The 16,893-nt window shown below is 66.9% G+C and carries 14 protein-coding genes; 6 read left to right on the forward strand and 8 right to left on the reverse strand.

Features of this window, described 5'->3' with window-relative positions; genetic code table 11:
- Window position 1: 1 nt before the first annotated feature.
- Window positions 2-997 carry a TRAP transporter substrate-binding protein gene (locus tag DQ230_RS14595; RefSeq protein WP_113913341.1) on the reverse strand — a complete coding sequence of 332 codons (996 nt, stop codon included), beginning with the start codon at window positions 995-997 and terminating at the stop codon, window positions 2-4.
- A gap of 93 nt (window positions 998-1,090) precedes the next feature.
- Window positions 1,091-2,083: an LLM class flavin-dependent oxidoreductase gene (locus DQ230_RS14600; RefSeq protein ID WP_113913342.1), complete on the reverse strand. Its 993-nt coding sequence runs from the start codon at window positions 2,081-2,083 to the stop codon at window positions 1,091-1,093.
- Between the two features lie 184 nt (window positions 2,084-2,267).
- Between DQ230_RS14600 and DQ230_RS14605 the strand changes: the two genes are divergently transcribed.
- The 3 genes from DQ230_RS14605 (at window position 2,268) to DQ230_RS14615 (ending at window position 6,254) form a co-directional block, all read left to right on the forward strand.
- Window positions 2,268-3,323, forward strand: a complete 1,056-nt coding sequence (locus DQ230_RS14605; protein ID WP_113913343.1) for a 2,3-butanediol dehydrogenase — start codon at window positions 2,268-2,270, stop codon at window positions 3,321-3,323.
- Window positions 3,324-3,492: 169 nt separating this feature from the next.
- A complete protein-coding gene (locus DQ230_RS14610) occupies window positions 3,493-4,974 on the forward strand; it encodes an MFS transporter (protein WP_113913344.1) in 1,482 nt (493 codons plus the stop codon).
- Window positions 4,971-6,254: an MFS transporter gene (locus tag DQ230_RS14615; protein WP_113913345.1), complete on the forward strand. Its 1,284-nt coding sequence runs from the start codon at window positions 4,971-4,973 to the stop codon at window positions 6,252-6,254. Before DQ230_RS14610 ends, DQ230_RS14615 begins: the two co-directional genes overlap by 4 nt.
- Window positions 6,255-6,363: 109 nt before the next feature.
- Here the strand turns inward: DQ230_RS14615 and DQ230_RS14620 are convergent, their stop codons facing one another.
- The gene (locus DQ230_RS14620) at window positions 6,364-7,338 is read right to left on the reverse strand and encodes a glutathione S-transferase family protein (RefSeq protein WP_113913346.1); all 975 of its coding nucleotides are present in this window, start codon (window positions 7,336-7,338) and stop codon (window positions 6,364-6,366) included.
- A 74-nt stretch (window positions 7,339-7,412) separates the two neighbouring features.
- Window positions 7,413-8,003: an NAD(P)H-dependent oxidoreductase gene (locus tag DQ230_RS14625; protein ID WP_113913347.1), complete on the reverse strand. Its 591-nt coding sequence runs from the start codon at window positions 8,001-8,003 to the stop codon at window positions 7,413-7,415.
- A 172-nt stretch (window positions 8,004-8,175) separates the two neighbouring features.
- Here DQ230_RS14625 and DQ230_RS14630 point away from each other — a divergent pair, with 172 nt between their 5' ends.
- Window positions 8,176-9,075: a LysR family transcriptional regulator gene (locus DQ230_RS14630; protein ID WP_113913348.1), complete on the forward strand. Its 900-nt coding sequence runs from the start codon at window positions 8,176-8,178 to the stop codon at window positions 9,073-9,075.
- On the opposite strand, the gene DQ230_RS14635 is transcribed toward DQ230_RS14630, so the two are convergent.
- Together DQ230_RS14635 and DQ230_RS14640 are read right to left on the reverse strand one after the other, a co-directional pair.
- Window positions 9,072-10,340, reverse strand: a complete 1,269-nt coding sequence (locus DQ230_RS14635; RefSeq protein WP_113913349.1) for an MFS transporter — start codon at window positions 10,338-10,340, stop codon at window positions 9,072-9,074. The genes DQ230_RS14630 and DQ230_RS14635 overlap by 4 nt on opposite strands.
- Before the next feature lie 229 nt (window positions 10,341-10,569).
- Entirely contained in the window at window positions 10,570-11,271 is a 702-nt protein-coding gene (locus DQ230_RS14640; RefSeq protein WP_113913350.1) for a YoaK family protein, read from the reverse strand.
- Window positions 11,272-11,428: 157 nt separating this feature from the next.
- Between DQ230_RS14640 and DQ230_RS14645 the strand changes: the two genes are divergently transcribed.
- Both DQ230_RS14645 and DQ230_RS14650 read left to right on the forward strand, forming a co-directional pair.
- Window positions 11,429-12,706 (forward strand): hemolysin family protein, encoded by a 1,278-nt coding sequence (locus tag DQ230_RS14645; protein WP_113913351.1) that lies wholly within the window; start codon window positions 11,429-11,431, stop codon window positions 12,704-12,706.
- A 69-nt stretch (window positions 12,707-12,775) separates the two neighbouring features.
- Complete coding sequence (locus DQ230_RS14650; protein ID WP_113913352.1) at window positions 12,776-14,377, forward strand: phytoene desaturase family protein; 1,602 nt, start codon at window positions 12,776-12,778, stop codon at window positions 14,375-14,377.
- Between the two features lie 143 nt (window positions 14,378-14,520).
- On the opposite strand, the gene DQ230_RS14655 is transcribed toward DQ230_RS14650, so the two are convergent.
- Window positions 14,521-15,207, reverse strand: coding sequence for an SH3 domain-containing protein (locus DQ230_RS14655; RefSeq protein ID WP_113913353.1), 687 nt, complete (start codon window positions 15,205-15,207; stop codon window positions 14,521-14,523).
- On the reverse strand, window positions 15,192-16,475 hold the full coding sequence (locus DQ230_RS14660) for a PKD domain-containing protein (protein WP_113913354.1): 1,284 nt from the start codon (window positions 16,473-16,475) through the stop codon (window positions 15,192-15,194). The genes DQ230_RS14655 and DQ230_RS14660 overlap by 16 nt, the downstream gene beginning before the upstream one ends.
- Window positions 16,476-16,893: the final 418 nt, after the last annotated feature.

Consider the following 16,893-nt stretch of genomic DNA (forward strand, 5'->3'; position numbering starts at 1 on the left):
GTTACTGCGCCGCGCCTGCGCGGATCTGCTCCTGAATGCGGGGCAGGTAGTCGCCGAACTTGGCGCCGTATTTCTCGTAGACCGGCTTTACCGCCTCGGCAAAGGCGGCCAGATCGGCGCTGTCGTTGATGTCCATCCCGGCATCGCGCAGGGCCTGCATCTGTTCCTCCTGCTCGGACGCGTTCAGCGCGCGTTCAAACTCGGCGGCCTCTTGCGCGGCATCCTTCAGGATGGTCTGCGCCTGCTCGCCCAGCTTGGACCAGACCGGCAGGCCCATGACGAAAATCGCGGGCGCATAAGAGTGCCGCGTCATGGTCATGTTTGTCTGCGTCTCGTTCAGCTTGAAGGAATGGACCACGTTCACGGGGTTTTCCTGCCCGTCGATGGTGCCCTGCTGCATGGCGGTCAGCGCCTCGTTCCAGGCCATGGGGATGGCGTCGGCGCCCAGCTCGCGGAAGGTGTCGATATAAACGGGGTTTTCCATCACGCGGATGCGCATCCCGTCCATGTCGGCGGGGGTGTTTACCGCGCGTTCCGAATTGGTCAGGTTGCGGAAACCGCGTTCGGCATAGGCCAGCCCCTTGAGGTTGACCTCCTCCAGACGGGACAGCAGTTCCTGCCCGATCTCGCCGTCCAGCACGGCATAGGCCGCCTCGGAGGAGGGGAACAGGAACGGCAGCTCGAACACGGCCATGTCTTCGAGGAAGTTGGACACCGGCCCGTTGGTGATCAGGCCCATATCAACGGTGCCGATCTGCATCCCCTCCAGCAGCGTGCGCTCGTCGCCCAGCGTCGCGTTGGGGAACAGCTCGACCGTGATGGCGCCGTCCGACCGCTCGGCCACCAGATCGCGGAACTTGGTGGCGGCGGCGTGAAACGCGTCCTGTTCGTTCACCACATGCGCAAGGCGCAGGGTGACGGGGTCAATCTCCGCCAGCGCGGGCAGCGGGGCGATCAGCGCGGCGGCAAGGGCGGCGAATTTGGCAAGCGGCTTCATATGGGCACCTTTCAGGCAAGGGAACGGATGATGCCGACATATGGCGCAAAAATCCGGGCCGATGCAAGGGCAGGGGCGCCGGATGCCGCGCGATCAGGCGGCGCGCACCCCGTCCATCTGCCCCAGCACCTCGGCGGCAAGGCGCAGCGAATGCTGGCGCGCGGCCGGATCCCATATTTGGCTGGCAAGGATCATCTCATTAGGCTGGTAGCGGTCCTTGAGCGCGGTCAGCGTTTTCGCAATCGTCGCCTTGGACCCCACCGCCGACACCCGCAGCGCCTGATTGACCGCGCGGGTCATGTCGGCGCCGATGGCGGCCTCGATATCATCGACCGGGGCGGGCAGCTTGCCGGGCACACCGGTGCGCAGCCGCGCGAATGCCTGCTGCATGGAGGTGGCCAGCCGCGCCCCTTCGGCATCGGTATCGGCGGCAAAGACGTTGGCGGCCAGCATGAAATAGGGCCGGTCCAGATATTGCGACGGCGTGAACCGCTCGCGGTAGATCTGCGCCGCCTGGTCCAGCGCATCGGGCGCGAAATGCGAGGCGAACGCATAGGGCAGGCCCAGCTGCGCCGCCAGCTGCGCACCGTAAAGACTGGAGCCAAGGATATAGACCGGCACATGCGTGCCTTGCCCCGGATGCGCGGCCACCGGCGCGCCGGGGCGCGCATCGCCGAAATATCCCATCAGTTCAACCACATCCTCGGGGAAGTTATCGCCGCCCCGGCGCAGCGCCCGCGCCACTGCCATATCCCCGCCCGGCGCCCGGCCTAGGCCCAGATCAATCCGGTTCGGGTGGATCGTGGCCAGCGTGCCGAACTGCTCGGCAATCGCCAAGGGCGCGTGGTTGGGTAGCATGATACCCCCCGCGCCAACGCGGATGGTGCGCGTCGCGTCCGCGATATGGCCGATCAGAACGGACGTGGCGGCGCTGGCAATGCCCGGCATATTGTGATGCTCGGCCAGCCAGTAACGGGTGTAACCGGCGCCCTCGGCCAGTTTCGCCAATTCGACGCTGCTGGCAATCGCGGCGCGCGTGTCTGTCCCCTCGGGGACGGGCGCAAGGTCAAGTACGGAATAGAGCATGGCTTCCCCCTTTGGGCGGTATGCCCCTGATCTGGGCATTGGCGACGCAAAAGGCAACCGGCGCGGTTTTTAGACCGATATTAGCCGAAAATTAACGCCCCGGCACTAACCTGCATCAATGCGGCCCTTTCAGACCGCTGCTATGATGCAGCCAGAACAAGGACACTGCAAAAGGAGCATCGCCATGAAAGCTGCACTTTGGTACGCCGCCAAGGATATCCGGGTCGAGGATATTGACGAACCGCAGGTCAAGCCCGGCCATGTCAAGCTGAAGGTCGCATGGACCGGTATTTGCGGCAGTGACCTGCACGAATACCTGGCCGGCCCGATTTTCATTCCGGCGGATGAAAAGCATCCCTTGAGCGGTGAAAAGGCGCCCATCACCATGGGCCACGAATATTGCGGCGAGATTACCGAACTGGGCGACGGGGTCGAAGGGTTCGAGGTCGGCGACCGCGTGGCGATCGAGCCGATCTATCATTGCGGCAAATGTGACGCCTGCCGCGACGGGCTGTATAACCTGTGTCAGGATATGGGTTTCATGGGCCTGTCGGGCGGCGCGGCGGGCTTTGCCGGTTATTCCGTGGTGCCCGCGGGCATGGCGCACAAGATGCCCGACGGCCTGTCGATGGAGCAGGGCGCGCTGGTCGAACCTGCCGCCGTGGCGCTGCACGCGGTGCGCGTCAGCGCGTTGAAGGCCGGCGATACCGCCGCCGTATTCGGCGCCGGGCCAATCGGCCTTCTGGTGGTCGAGGCGCTGCGCGCGGCCGGCGCCTCCAAGGTCTATGTGGTGGAGCCGTCGCCGGAGCGCCGCGAAAAGGCGATGGAGCTGGGCGCGACCGTCGCGCTGGACCCCGGCGAGGTCGACGTGGTGGCCGAAATCCGCGATGCCAGCGGCGGCGGCGTCAACGTCGCGTTCGAGGTGACAGGCGTGTCGGCCGTGTTCAAACAGTGCATCGACGTCACCCGCTACGAAGGGCAGGCCCTGATCGTGTCGATCTGGGAGGGCGAGGCATCGCTGAACCCCAACGATGTCGTCCTGAGCGAGCGCAACATCAAGGGCACCATCGGCTATCGCAACGTCTACCCGGCGGTGATGGAGCTGATGACGCGCGGCTATTTCCAGGCCGAAAACCTTGTGACCAAGCGGATCGAGCTGGATGATATCGTCGCCGAAGGCTTTGACGTGCTGTCGTCCGAGAAATCCCAGGTCAAGATTCTGGTCAAGGCCCCCGCCTGACCCGGCTATGATCTGACCACCACCTGACGGCAGCCGCGCAAGCGGCCCGGCAAAACAGGCGCAGCCGGCGGAACCCCCGCCGCGCTGCGCCGTTTGTCTTTGCGGCGTTTGTCTTTGCCATGTGGCGGACCTATAAGGCCGATCTGGCCAAGCAAGGAAAGTCGCAGCAATGGTGTCGCCACGGACAAGCCCCGATGGGCCGCAAGAGGCCCAATCAGACATTTCAGATCCCACAACCGACCCGGTCCGCTGGCGCATCCTGTTCGTGCTGCTGGTCACGATCTTCATGACGCTGATCAGCGTCAGCATCGTCAACGTGGCGCTGCCGTCGATCCGGATCGGGCTGGACGCGTCGCAATCCGACCTGCAATGGGTGCTGTCGGGCTATGCGCTGACCTTTGGCGTGGTGCTGGTCGCCGCCGGGCGCGCGGGCGACATCATGGGGCGCGGCGGGCTGTTTCTGATCGGGGTGGGGATTTTCACCGTCTCGTCCGTGGCGGCGGGGCTTGCGCCCAATGCCGAATGGCTGAACGCCGCGCGCTTTGCCCAAGGGATCGGGTCGGGGCTGCTGAACCCCCAGGGTCTGGGCATGATCCAGCATTATTTTCGCGGCGATGCGCGCGGGCAGGCGTTCGGGTATTTCGGCACCACGGTGGGCCTGTCGGTGGCCATCGGCCCGGTTTTGGGCGGTTTGCTGATCGAACTGGGCGGGCCTGATCTGGGCTGGCGGCTGACCTTTCTGGTCAATGTGCCGATTGGCGCGCTGGCGATCATTCTGGGGCTGATGTGGTTTCCCCGCCCGCTGATCGTGCGGCTGCCGCGCACCGGCAGCGGGCTGCGCTCGCTGGATCCGGTCGGCGCGCTGCTGCTGGGGCTGGCGGTGCTGGCGGTTCTGTTCCCGTTCGTCGAGGGCAGCGGCGCCGTGTGGGTCTGGGCGCTGCTGCCGCTGAGCGGGCTGCTGACCTGGGCCTGGGTCCGGTGGGAGCGGCGCTATGTCCGGCTGGGGCTGAAGCCGATGGTGGATCTGGCGATCTTTCACACCCGCAGCTATACCAACGGCATCACCATCATGGCATTGTATTTCATGGGCATCACCAGCGTCTGGGTTCTGGTCGCATTGTATGTGCAGGAGGGCGCGGGCAAGACCGCGCTGCAATCGGGCGCGTTCGGCATCCCGGCTGCGCTGCTGTCGGCCTATGCGGCGCATTGGGCCGGCGTGCGCGTGGCGCGGCTGGGTCGCAAGCTGGTGATCTGGGGGCTGCTGTTGGCGCTGCTGGGTCTGGGGCTGAGCATGTTGGTGGTGGTGCTGCATGAGGCCGGGCATATCAGCATCTGGTGGCTGCTGGCGTCGCTGTCCTTTGTCGGTGTGGCGCAGGGCACGGTCATCAGCCCGAACCAGACCCTGACACTGGCCGATGTGCCGCTGGATTATGCGGGCAGCTCCGGCGCGATCATGCAGACGGGGCAGCGCATCGGCACCGCGGTCGGGATCGCGGTGATCACGGCGGCGGTCTTTACCACGCTGCGCGCCACGTCATGGGATACGGCGATGCTGGCGGGCTTTGGCCTGATCGCGCTGGTGGTGGTTCTGGCGCTGATCGTGGCGCTGCGCGACCAGCGCCAGCGCGCGGCATCACGAGGCGCCGCATGAGCCGCCCGCCCCTGACGCGCCGCCTGTTCGATGCCCTGACCGGCGAGAATAACGGCACCGGCGGGCTGAGCGCGGCGCAGACGCGCCACGAGCCGGCCAATTTCCTGCGCCATGCCGCCTCGCTGTCCATGACCAAGATCGCCGACGGGCTGATCGACCCCAAGCTGGTGCTGTCCTGGCTGCTGGCACATTTGGGCGCGTCCTCGGTTTTCGTCGGCCTACTGGTGCCGATCCGCGAGGCGGGCGCGCTGCTGCCGCAGCTGTTTACCGCGCCGCATGTGCAGGCCATGGCCCGGCGCAAATGGGCGTGGGTCGCGGGCTGCGTCGGTCAGGGCGCGGCGGCGGCGGGGATCGTGCTGGCCGCGCTCACGCTGGGCGGGGCGGCGGCGGGCGCGGTGATCTGCGCGCTGCTGGCGGTGCTGGCGGTGTCGCGGTCGATCTGCTCGGTCAGCTACAGCGACATATTGGGCAAGACGGTGGGCCAGTCGCGGCGCGGGGCGGCAACCGGCACCGCGACATCACTGGGCGCGGGGGCGGTGGTGATATTCGCGCTGGTGCTGATCAGCGGCGCGGTGGACCGCGCGGCGCTGGTGGTGATTGCCATCGCGCTGGCGGCGCTGCTGTGGCTGGGCGCGTCGCTGGTGTTCTCCACCATCTGGGAGGAGCGGGCCCCCGGCGACACCGGCATGCCCGCGCTGCGCCAGCTGGCCATCCTGCGCAAGGATGCGCAGCTGCGCCGGTTCATCTGGGTGCGCGGGCTGCTGACGGCGACGGCGCTGGCGCCGCCCTATATCGTGCTGCTGGGCGCGGATGCGGGGCAGGGGGCGTTTGACCGGCTGGGCGCGCTGGTGCTGGCATCCTCCATCGCCTCGGCGCTCAGCTCGTGGGTGTGGGGGCGGCTGGCCGACAGATCCAGCCGCGCCGTTCTGATGCTGTCGGGGGTGGCCGGGGCGGCCGCGCTGCTGGCGGCGGTGGCACTGGATCTGGCAGGCGTTTCGGGGACCATCTGGGCGCTGCCCGGCGTGCTGTTCGTGCTGATGATCGCCTATCACGGCGTGCGGCAGGGGCGCGTGATCTACCTGGTGGATATGGCGCCCAAGGGGCGGCGCGCGACCTATACGGCGGTGGCCAATACGGTGATCGGCGTCGCGCTGCTGGCGTCGGGCATCTTTGGCGCGGTGGCGTCATTGGCCGGGCCGCATGTGACGCTGGTGCTGTTTGCGGCTATGGCACTGGCCGCGGCCCTTGTGGCGCGCGGCCTGCACGAGGTTTCGGATTAAAGCGTTTCGCGAAAGATCTGACTCACAGATTTTCGGGAAACCCGCACCACATATCAACGTTGCGCGCGTTTCGCCTTTATCTGATATCTCAGGTTAAAGGCGAAACGCTTTAAACGTTACGGCTGGGCGCGCGGTCCAGATCCAGAAGCGGGCCGGCGGGCACGATGCGGTTGGGGTTGATCGTGTCGTGGCTGGTATAATAATGCTGCTTGATATGGTCGAAATTGACCGTCTCGGCCACGCCCGGCCACTGATACAGCTCGCGCGTGTAGCTCCACAGGTTCTCGTAATCCATCAGCTGGCGCAGGTTGCATTTGAAATGCCCGTGATAGACGGCATCGAACCGGATCAGCGTGGTGAACAGGCGCCAGTCCGCCTCGGTTATCCTGTCGCCGACCAGGAAACGCTGCTTGCCCAGCTTGTCCTCCAGCGTGTCGAGGGCGGAAAACAGCGCGGTCACCTCGTCCTCGTACACCTTTTGATCGGTGGCGAAGCCGGCCTTGTAGACGCCGTTATTGATGGCGTCATAGGTGAATGCGTTGATCTCGTCGATCTGGGGCAGCAGATCCTCGGGGGTGTAATCCTCGGATTTGGTGGCGATGCCGTCAAAGGCCGAGTTCAGCATGCGGATGATTTCCGCCGATTCGTTATTGACGATTGTGCCCTGCTGCAAGTCCCACAGAACCGGCACGGTGACGCGGCCGCTATATTCGGGATCGGCGCGCAGATAGACCTGATACATGTAATCTGCGTCCCCCACCGGGTCGGCGATCACACCGGGGCCGGGCTGAAACGTCCAGCCGTTTTCGCCCATATGCGGATGCACGACCGAAACGCTGATGGCATCCTCCAGCCCCTTGAGGCTGCGCAGGATCAGCGCGCGGTTGGCCCATGGGCAGGCCAGCGACACATATAGGTGATAGCGGCCCGCCTCGGCCTTGAACCCGCCGGTGCCGGTGGGGCCGGGCGCGCCGTCGGGCGTGATCCAGTTGCGAAACTGCGAGTCGCCGCGCACGAATTTGCCGCCTCTGCTGCTGGTGTCATACCATTGATCGTGCCATTCGCCGTCAACCAAAAGTCCCATGCGAATCCATCCTTTCTGAAATAGGGCGCCGGGGCGGTCACGCGCCCCGGCGCTGTGTGTTTGCGCGCCTCCGGTCAGGCCAGCTTGGCGGCCACCTCGACCAGGCGGCGGGTCTGATGGCCGATCGCGGCCTTGGCGGCATCGTCGAAATCATCGCCCTGGGTGTGGCTGTAGCCGTAGGGGTTGCCGCCGGTCTTGAAGATGATCTCATCGGTATATCCCGGCGCGACGACAAAGCCGCCCCAGTGCATCACGGTGGTGTAGAGCGATTGCAGCGTGGTTTCCTGCCCGCCATGGGTATTCTGGGCCGAGGTCATGGCCGTCACCGGCTTGTTCGCCAGACCGCCCTTGCCCCAGACGCCGCCCAGCGTGTCGATGAAGGCGCGCATCTGGCTGGTCATCACGCCAAAGCGGGTGCCGCTGGAAATAAGGTAGGCGTTGGCCCATTCCATATCCTCGGCCGTTGCCTCGGGGATGTCGGCGGTGGCGTCGGCGTGGGCCTTCCACGCGTCCACACCGGCGACCACCTCGGCGGGGGCGGTTTCGCGGGCCTTCAGCAGGCGCACTTCGGCGCCGGCAGCCTTGGCGGCATCGGCGGCGATGGTCGCCATCTGGTGGTTGGTGCCGTAGCTGGAATAGTAGATGATTGCGAGTTTGACGGTCATTGAAAGCTCCTGTCTGGGGTTGCGTGAATCGTGTCGCCCTGGCCTAGGCAACGGGGTGCGGCGCGCTCCGTTCCATTGGCCTGCGGTGTGATTGAAAATATAGCCGCGCTGTTATGTTTCGTGAACAGATATAATCTTGCATTCACTGTTGCGGTTATCGTAATGATAGCAGATGGGCGAACTGGAATCCATCCGTGTGTTTCTGGCCGTGGCCGACCAGCAAAGCTTTGCCGGGGCGGCGCGGCAGCTGGGCATGACACCGGCATCGGTGACGCGCACCATCGCCGCGCTGGAGGCGCGGCTGGGCGTTCAGCTGCTGGTGCGCACGACGCGGCAGGTATCGCTGACCTCGGCCGGGGCGGTCTATGCCGCGCGCGCCGCGCCGCTGGCCGACGCGCTGGAGGAGGCGGCGGTGGAAACCCGCGAGGCGGAGGGCATCACCTCGGGGCGGCTGCGCATCAGCGCGCCGCTGTCGCTGGGCGTTCAGGTGCTGCCGGCGGTGCTGTCGCAATTTGGCCTGCTTTATCCTGAAACGACGGTCGATGTGCATCTGTCCGATGCCTTTGTCGATATCGTCGAGGGGGATTTCGATCTGGCCATTCGCGTGTCCGGCCCGCCCGGAGATAAATCCACCATCTGGCGCAAGATTTGCAAGGTGCCGCGCGTTCTGGTGGCCGCGCCCGAATATCTGCGCACCCATGGCACCCCGCAAAAGCCCGCGGATCTGGCCGATCACGCCTGTCTGGGCTACCGCGACGGCAAGCGGGCCGAGCTGTGGCACCTGTCGCGCGGCAAGGCGCAGCACAGCCACAAGGCGGCGGGCCGCGTCAGCGCCAATAACGGCGATCTGCTGGCCGGGCTGGTGCGCTGCGGCGAGGGGATCGCGCTGCTGCCGCGCTTCATCATCGGCGACGATATCGCTCAGGGGCGCATGGCGGCGGTGCTGCCGGACTGGTCCGCGCCGGAAATCTGGCTGACGCTGTATTATCCGCCCTATGAGCAGCTGCCGCTGCGCGTTGCCACCTTTTCCGATTTCTTTGAATCCTACGTGATGGAGACGCGCCCGCTCTAGCCGTCCTGCGCGCCGTCCGGGTCGGGCCGCGTGCGCGGGTCCAGCGCCATGGCGACGGGGGTGACGTCGGGCAGGGTCACATATGGCTCGCGCTCTTCGGCGGGCAGGCAGGGGCTGCGCGCGACGCGCACCAGAACGAACAGCGCATAGAGGATCGCCACGCTGGATTCGAACATGAAAAAGCTGGACGGCCCGAACACCGCCATCAGCCCAGAGGCCAGCAGCGGGCCGATGGTGGCGCCGATGGAATAGACCATCACCAGCCGCCCCGCCGCCGCGATGTAATACTGCCGCTCCAGCCGGTCAAAGGTTTGCGCAACGCACAAGGGATAGACGCTGCTCATCGCGCCGCCAAAGGCCAGCGCCACCGCCAGCAGCACGATCAGCGGCACGCCCGAGGCCATGAACCCCGCCAGCGCCACCCACGCGCCGCCCACCGCCAGCAGCGCGCCCGCCATGACGATGCGCCGGTCAAACCGGTCGGCCAGCATCCCCATCGGCACCTGCGCGGCCAGCCCGCCCAGCACGACAACGCTCATGAACATGGCCGCCTCCGGCACGCTCAGCCCGATGCGGCGGGCAAAGACCACCCCCAGCGCATAGAACGATCCCACCATCAGCCCGGCCACGGCGGCGCCGACCACCCCCACTTGCGACGCGGCATAAAGGTCGCGCACCCGCAGCGCGCGGCTGTCGCTCAGGTTCGGCTCGCCCAGGCGGGTTGCGGCGACGGGGATCAGCGCCAGACCGATCAGCGCGGCGGACAGCATGAACAGGTCCGGCCCGGCCACCGGAGCCAGGTTCACCATGGTCTGCCCCGCCGCAATGGCCAGATAAAACGTCAGCATATAATAGCCCAGAACGCGCCCGCGCGTCTGGTTGCTGCTGCGCATGTTCAGCCAGCTTTCAATGGTGGCGGTCATGCCGGCAATGCAGAAGCCGTTGATAATGCGGAATATCACCCATGCGGCGGGGTCAAAGAAGCTGGCATAGGCCAGCGTGGTCGCCGCCGTCAGCGCCGCAAACACGGCAAAGGCGCGGATATGGCCGATGCGCAGGATCACCCGCTTGCCGCGCCAGCCCCCCAGCGCAAGGCCGAAATAATACGCCGCCATGATCGCGCCGGTCAGCGCCACGGGATATCCCGCCGCCTCCATCCGAAGCGGCAGGACAACGCCCAGCAGGCTGTTGCCGATGGTAAAGGCCGCAGTGCCGACCAGCAGGGATTTGACCGAGGACAGAACCTCGCGCAGCGATTGTGTCATCGGCCAGATAACACCCTAGCGGCGCGGTTTATGCAACGGGCAATGCGCGGCTGGCAGATGTTTGGGCCGGTGCTTGGGCCGGGACGGGGATGCGTGCGGGGGCAGCGGCAGGCGCAAACAGGGGCAGCAGCGGCAGCGTCAGGATCAGGGCAGCAAGGCAAAAGATCAACATTTGTGCAATCCTCCGAAGGGCCATGGCATGGGGCAGGGCGCCCGTCCATGGCCACCCTCAATATGGGGACTGTTTCAGCCGATACCAGATGTAGCCGGCCCGCAGGGCTGCAATGACGCCCAAAAGCCACACAACCGGCCATAACGCGGCCATGCCCGCCCGGTCATAGGTCGCCGCGCCGCCTATGGCGCCGCTGATCAGCGCGCACCACATCCCGGCAAACAGCAGGCATTTGGCGCCCACAGGCTCGCCCATGATGCGGCGGGCCAGGTTCTGGCCCAGCTTGGTCAGGTTGCCGGTCAGATAGGTCAGCCCGACCGCATGACCGCCGACGCCCTGCATCGCGGTGTTCTGCATTCCCATCATCGCCGCCAGCAGCGCCACCACCGGCGCTTCGCCCGGATCGCCGCGCAGCAGGGCCAGCGCGCCCAGCAGCCCCGCCATGACCACCACCAGCACCAAGACCCCGCCATAGCTGCGCCCGGCGCGGTCCAGCAACGTGCCGGCCAGCGCGCCCAGCACGAAACAGCCGATCACCAGCGCGGGCAGGAACGCGACGCCCAGATTGCCCTGCGCCACGCTGACCCCCAGCCGGGTGGTGTTGCCGCTCATGAAGGACAGGAACAGCCCGCCGAAATGCAGGAACCCCACCGCATCGACCCAGCCGGCCACACCCGCCAGCAGCGCAGCCATCACCGCCTCGATCCAGGCGGGTTTTGCCACGCGCGGCGGGCGCGGCGTTTTGGGGGAATGTGGCATTGGCGGCGCTCCTTTGGGCCAGCTATTGCAGATGCGGGGCGCGATGATCAAGCCGGCCTGCCGCCCGGCGCCCGGTGCGGGCGCAGACCGCGCTGGAATTCATGGCGATCCCTGATATCCTGCCGCTGGCGGGGATGCGCCGTAAACCGGGGGGCAAATGTACGCCGAGACTGCGATTGTCATCCTGCTGACGCTGCTGAACGGCCTGCTGGCCATGTCCGATCTGGCCATCGTGTCGGCCCGGCCCGCCCGGCTGAAACTGCTGGCGGCCAAGGGCAGCCGGGGCGCCGCCACCGCGCTGCGGCTGGCCGAGGATCCGGGGCGGTTCCTGTCCAGCGTGCAGATCGGCATCACGCTGGTCGGCATTCTGGCCGGGGCGTTTTCCGGCGCCACGCTGGGCGCGCGTCTGGCCGCCGCGTTGCAGGGGGCAGGGGTGCCGGGCGCCGTGGCGCAGCCTGCCGGCGTCGGGTCGGTGGTGGTGGTCATCACCTACCTGTCGCTGATCGTGGGCGAGCTGGTGCCGAAACAGATCGCCCTGCGCGCGCCCGAACGGGTCGCCGCCCGCATCGCGCCGATGATGCAGGTGATCGCCCGCATCGCCGCGCCGCTGGTGTGGCTGCTGGACCGTTCGGGCCAGCTGGTGCTGGCGCTTCTGGGCCAGGGCGGCCCGCCGCGCCACCATGTCAGCGACGAAGAGGTGCGCCTGATCGTGGCCGAGGCCGAAAGCACCGGCGCAATGGCCCGCGCCGAAAGCGAGATGATCGCCGGCGTGATGCGCGTCGCCGACCGCACCGCGCGCGGCCTGATGACCCCCCGCACCGAGGTCGAGATGCTGGAGGCCGGCAGCCGCGCCGCCGATATCCTGCCCAGCCTGAAGGCGCTGAACCGCACCAAGATCCCGGTCTGGGACGGCAGCCCCGACGACGTGATCGGCGTGCTGGTGCTGCGCGATCTGCTGGCGCCGGTGCTGACCGGGCAGCCGGTGGATCTGCGCGCGCTCTTGCGCGCGGCGCCGCGCGTGCGCGACACCCAGGGCGCGCTGGAGGTGGTCGAGCGGCTGCGCACCGCGCCCGCGCATCTGCTGCTGGTCTATGACGACCACGGCCATTTCGAGGGGATCATCACCCCCATGGACGTGCTGGAGGCGATTGCAGGCGCCTTTCCCGGCGCGGATGCCGCCCCGCCCAAGGTGGTGCCGCAGCCCGGCGGCGCCTACCTGATCGCGGGCTGGATGCCGGCGGACGAATTTGCCGATCTGCTGGCGCTGGACCTGCCGGCGGAGCGTGATTTTGAAACGGTGGCCGGTCTGGTGCTGGACCGGCTGGGGCATCTGCCACGCCCCGGCCAGCGGATCTGCATCGGCGGCTGGTCCATCGAGGTGCTGCGCATGGACGGGCGCCGCATTGACAAGCTGCGCGTTGTGCGGGCGGGCTAGGGCGGCTTGCGCTTTGGTCTTTGGGGCATATGTCATGGGGTAACCCATTGCAGATAAACGGAGCCTTCCATGACCGACCAGCCCCGGCACGACCAGCCCCAGCCCGACCAGCCCCCGCATGACGCCATCATCATCGGATCGGGCCATAACAGCCTGGTCTGCGCGCTCTACCTGCTGCGCGCGGGCTGGTCCGTCCGCGTGCTGGAGCGGGCAGGCACCCCCGGCGGCGCGGTCAAGACGCAGGAGCTGACGCTGCCCGGCTTTCGCCATGACTGGGCGGCGATGAACATCACCAACTTCAAGAATTCCGCCTTCTACGCCGATTTCGGACCCGCGCTTGAGGCGCAGGGCGCCGAATTTGTCGCCGCCGATCATTGCTTTGCCTCGGTGTTCGAGGATGGCACGTGGTTTGGCGTCGGCACCGATCTGGAGGCGAACCTGCGCCGCATCCGCGCCCTGTCGGCCAAGGATGCCGAGACATGGCAGGCGCTGACCGACGGCTTTGCCGCGCGGGCCGCCGTGGTCGGCGGGCTGATGTCCAGCCCGATGAAATGGACATCACTGGCCGGTCTGGGCTTTAACGCGCTGCGCCAGCATGGCTGGGGCGGCACGTTCGATATTGCGCGGTTTGCCCTGTCCTCGCCGCGCGACTGGCTGCATCGCACCTTTGAATCCGAGCAGATCCGCGCCGCGCTGGCGCCTTGGGGGATGCATGTGGATTACGCGCCCGATATCGCCTCGGGCGCGATATTTCCCTATCTGGAGGCGTTCGGCGATCAGGCCGGCGGCATGGCCCTGGGCAAGGGCGGCGCCGATACCATCATTCGCGCCATGGTGGCCGAAATCACCGCGCAGGGCGGCAGCGTGGAATGCGGCACCGAAGTCACGCAGATCCTGCACGAGGGCGGCAAGGCGCAGGCCGTCATCACCGCCGATGGCCGCCGGATTGCGGCTGAAAAGGCGATCATCGCCAACGTCGCGCCCGGCGCGCTGGCCCGGATGACCGGCGGCACCCCGGATGCCGATTACGACGCGGGGCTGGCCACATTCCGCCACGCGCCCGGCACGGTGATGATCCATCTGGCCCTGTCGGATCTGCCCGACTGGCGCGCGGGCGCCGAGCTGCGCGATTATGCCTACGTCACCATCGCGCCCAGTCTGGACGTGATGGCGCTGGCCTACCAGCAACCGCTGGCCGGGCTGCTGCCCGAGGCGCCGGTGATCGTCGTCGGCCAGCCCACGGCGGTGGACCCCAGCCGCGCGCCCGAGGGCAAGCATACGCTGTGGCTTCAGGTGCGCATGGTGCCGGGCGACATCAAGGGCGACGCGGCAGGCCAGATCGCGGCGACCGACTGGACCAGCGCGCTGGAGCCGTTCGCGGATCGCGTTCTGGATATTGTCGAGCGGCACGCGCCCGGCCTGCGGGGCCAGATTCTGGACATGCGCTGCGTCTCGCCGCTGGATCTGGAGGCGGACAACCCCAACCTTGTCGGCGGCGATCAAGTCTGCGGCAGTCACCACCTGTCGCAAAACGCGCTGTTCCGCCCGGTGCGCGGCTATTCGGACGGCACCACCCCGCTGGAGGGGCTGTATCACACCGGCGCCGCCGTCTGGCCGGGTGCCAGCACCGGCGCGGGGCCGGGCACATTGCTGGGCCAGTTGCTGACCTGAGGGCGACACCGGCGCGCCCCGGCGGCACGGCTTGCCGGGGCGCGCGTGCGATCGGGCAAAATCCGCGCATTACATAAGACGGATTATGGGCCATTGACCGGGTGGCATCCAAACCTGTCTGCCCGAACGCGGCGAAGGTTCAGTCAGCCCTGCGCGCAGTAAAACGCCGTCAGGTGGGCGCTGTCGATCTTGGCCTTGATCGCGCGGACATCGAAATTGATCCGCATGGATTGCCCCAGCCGGTCGTCATAGGCGATGCTGCCGCGGTCATAGGCAAACATTCGCGCCGAGGCGCCGTCGCGGGTGCGATAGGATATCTGCCCGCGGCAGACAATCGGAACGCTGCCCGCGCGGGCGGGGTCATACGCGCCATGCGCCAGTTGCACCCGCGCGCTGGCCACGCATTTGCGGATGCCGCTATCGCCGAACAGCGGCGCGCGGCAATCGAAATCCAGCTTGCTGACGCGAAGCGGCGCCGGGCGGGCGTGATGGTGGCCATGCCCTTGCCCCGCTCCCCCGCCATGCGCGCTGCGGCGCAGAAACCGCGCGGCAAGCCAGCCTTCGACATCGCCGCCATCCTGCACAAAGATCCGCGCCCATCCGCCCCGCCGGTCCAGAATACTGACCACCGTGCCGCGCGGCAGCGTGCGGATCACCCGCGCGCGGGGGTCCGGCGCCGCGCGCAGGTTCAGCGCGCGCACGTCGACAGCCGCATAACTGCCGATCTGCTGCGCCAGCGCCGCACCGCCCCCCGCCAGCGCAAGGCCGGCCCATAGCACGGCCAGCCCGATCAGCGCGCCCGCGCGCCGCGCCATCACGGGCCTACCCATGTCAAATCATAGGTGCCGGTGGCAAGGCAGCGTTCGGACCCGCCAAGCAGCGCGGCGATATTTTCCGACATGATGATTTCATGATCCATGACCTCGTTGATCCGCGTCTCCGACAGGACTTCGGCCACCAGAACCACCTTTTGTTTCATGCCGCTGACCGATTTGTCGGCAACCACGGTGTCCCAGGTGTTCATCCCGCGCTGCGCCCAGTCCAGATTGTCGGCGTGTTTCATCAGGGGTTCGGGGTGGAACGGCTTGGCGAATGTCAGCGTCTCGCGCTTTTCGTCGCCGAACATCGTGGCCATGGCCTTTTCGATGCCGCTGACGATCTTGGGGGCGCAGCCTTCGGTTTCGTGGTTGACCAGGCTGATCGCCCAGGTGCCGTCCTTGGGCTGGATCGGCCCGTCATCCACGGCGACGGCAATGCTTGCGCTGCCCGCGCGCACGCCATCGCCGCCGATATGGACGGTCACCGTATAGGTGCCCTTGGCGGTGTAGACATGGCGCCCGATCTGATCGCCCTGCCCGCCCGCGCCGCCGAAATCCCATTCATAGGTCATGCTCGGCACCGATTCGTTCTGATATCCGGCCAGAAAGCCGAATTCCTGATCCACCTTGGCGCCATAAAGATGGGTCAGGCGAATATCGCCGCAGCCATCGCCCGGCGCCCCGAAATCAATGCCGAGGTTCTGCATCGCATCCCGGAATGCCGGGACCAGCGCATCGTAATCGGCCAGCGACAGCCTGCCGCCGCTTCCCGTCGGATACCGCCCCACGGTCGCGCCGCCGGTGGAGGATCTGCGCGCCATCACACGTTTTTCGGGGCCGACATCAAGATCGGACAGCCGCGCGTTGGCGTAGTATTGATGGCGCGTCAGGCCGTTATGGGTTTCCGTCTCGCGCACAATCTCGAAGGTCAGGATCTGCACCGGCTCGAACGTCTCGCGCGCCTGTTTGCGGCATTGCGCGGGATGGGTCAGGCGCCACGCCTCGTGCGGCATCATATGGCCGTCCGGCCCGATGAAGACATGCACCATTCGCAAATCGCCGGTATGGTCATTGCCGAAAACATAGTCTTTCGGCGACAGGCCCACCTCGGCGGGGATATCGGGCAGGATTTCCATGACGGCCTGCTGCGCCAGCGCCGGGTTGATGACCGATCCGCCGCCATCCTGCGCCTGCGCCCCGGCAGGCAGGAACGACAGCGCAAGCGCCATGGCAAGCGCCGTGGCACGTGTAGGGGCCGGTTTGCGGTGGTGCTGTTTCATTCAAGGCTCCTGTGATGCTGGCCGGTCGCGGCGCTGCGAGAGGGGACAAAAACGCCGCCGGTGGTCGCCGACGGCGGTGGCGGCATGTCCCCCGGGTGACGCGCCTTTTGCGGGGATGATCGCACAGGCGCCGCCCCCTGCGCCCCGTCCGTTTGGACGGGCCGCGCCAATTAAAGCGCAGAGCGTGCAAAGGCGCGGCAAAAATCCGCCGGGTCGGGGCGCAGCAACCGCGAAAAGCCAAATGACCGTGGACGCGATCAGATATTGCCCGACACCGCCCTATCGCCGGTCAAAGCCGCCAAGCCCCGCGTCGTTCAGATGCTCGACCGTCACGCTGTCGGCCTGCCCGTCCGCGCCGATGGTAAACACGACCTGCGAGACGGAGCCTTCGGGCTGATTTTCCGTCACCGGAAAGGCG

Origin of the sequence: Roseovarius dicentrarchi (assembly GCF_003316635.1) — a bacterium.
Taxonomy (GTDB): Bacteria; Pseudomonadota; Alphaproteobacteria; order Rhodobacterales; family Rhodobacteraceae; genus Roseovarius; species Roseovarius dicentrarchi.

Excerpts from the sequence above, each read along its gene's own strand:
- DQ230_RS14650 (WP_113913352.1), top strand. The coding sequence starts at position 12,776 with ATGACCGACCAGCCCCGGCACGACCAGCCCCAGCCCGACCAGCCCCCG.
- DQ230_RS14635 (WP_113913349.1), bottom strand. The coding sequence starts at position 10,340 with ATGACACAATCGCTGCGCGAGGTTCTGTCCTCGGTCAAATCCCTGCTG.
- DQ230_RS14640 (WP_113913350.1), bottom strand. The coding sequence starts at position 11,271 with ATGCCACATTCCCCCAAAACGCCGCGCCCGCCGCGCGTGGCAAAACCC.
- DQ230_RS14600 (WP_113913342.1), bottom strand. The coding sequence starts at position 2,083 with ATGCTCTATTCCGTACTTGACCTTGCGCCCGTCCCCGAGGGGACAGAC.
- DQ230_RS14605 (WP_113913343.1), top strand. The coding sequence starts at position 2,268 with ATGAAAGCTGCACTTTGGTACGCCGCCAAGGATATCCGGGTCGAGGAT.
- DQ230_RS14630 (WP_113913348.1), top strand. The coding sequence starts at position 8,176 with ATGGGCGAACTGGAATCCATCCGTGTGTTTCTGGCCGTGGCCGACCAG.
- DQ230_RS14660 (WP_113913354.1), bottom strand. The coding sequence starts at position 16,475 with ATGAAACAGCACCACCGCAAACCGGCCCCTACACGTGCCACGGCGCTT.
- DQ230_RS14595 (WP_113913341.1), bottom strand. The coding sequence starts at position 997 with ATGAAGCCGCTTGCCAAATTCGCCGCCCTTGCCGCCGCGCTGATCGCC.
- DQ230_RS14620 (WP_113913346.1), bottom strand. The coding sequence starts at position 7,338 with ATGGGACTTTTGGTTGACGGCGAATGGCACGATCAATGGTATGACACC.
- DQ230_RS14625 (WP_113913347.1), bottom strand. The coding sequence starts at position 8,003 with ATGACCGTCAAACTCGCAATCATCTACTATTCCAGCTACGGCACCAAC.
- DQ230_RS14645 (WP_113913351.1), top strand. The coding sequence starts at position 11,429 with ATGTACGCCGAGACTGCGATTGTCATCCTGCTGACGCTGCTGAACGGC.
- DQ230_RS14615 (WP_113913345.1), top strand. The coding sequence starts at position 4,971 with ATGAGCCGCCCGCCCCTGACGCGCCGCCTGTTCGATGCCCTGACCGGC.
- DQ230_RS14655 (WP_113913353.1), bottom strand. The coding sequence starts at position 15,207 with ATGGGTAGGCCCGTGATGGCGCGGCGCGCGGGCGCGCTGATCGGGCTG.
- DQ230_RS14610 (WP_113913344.1), top strand. The coding sequence starts at position 3,493 with ATGGTGTCGCCACGGACAAGCCCCGATGGGCCGCAAGAGGCCCAATCA.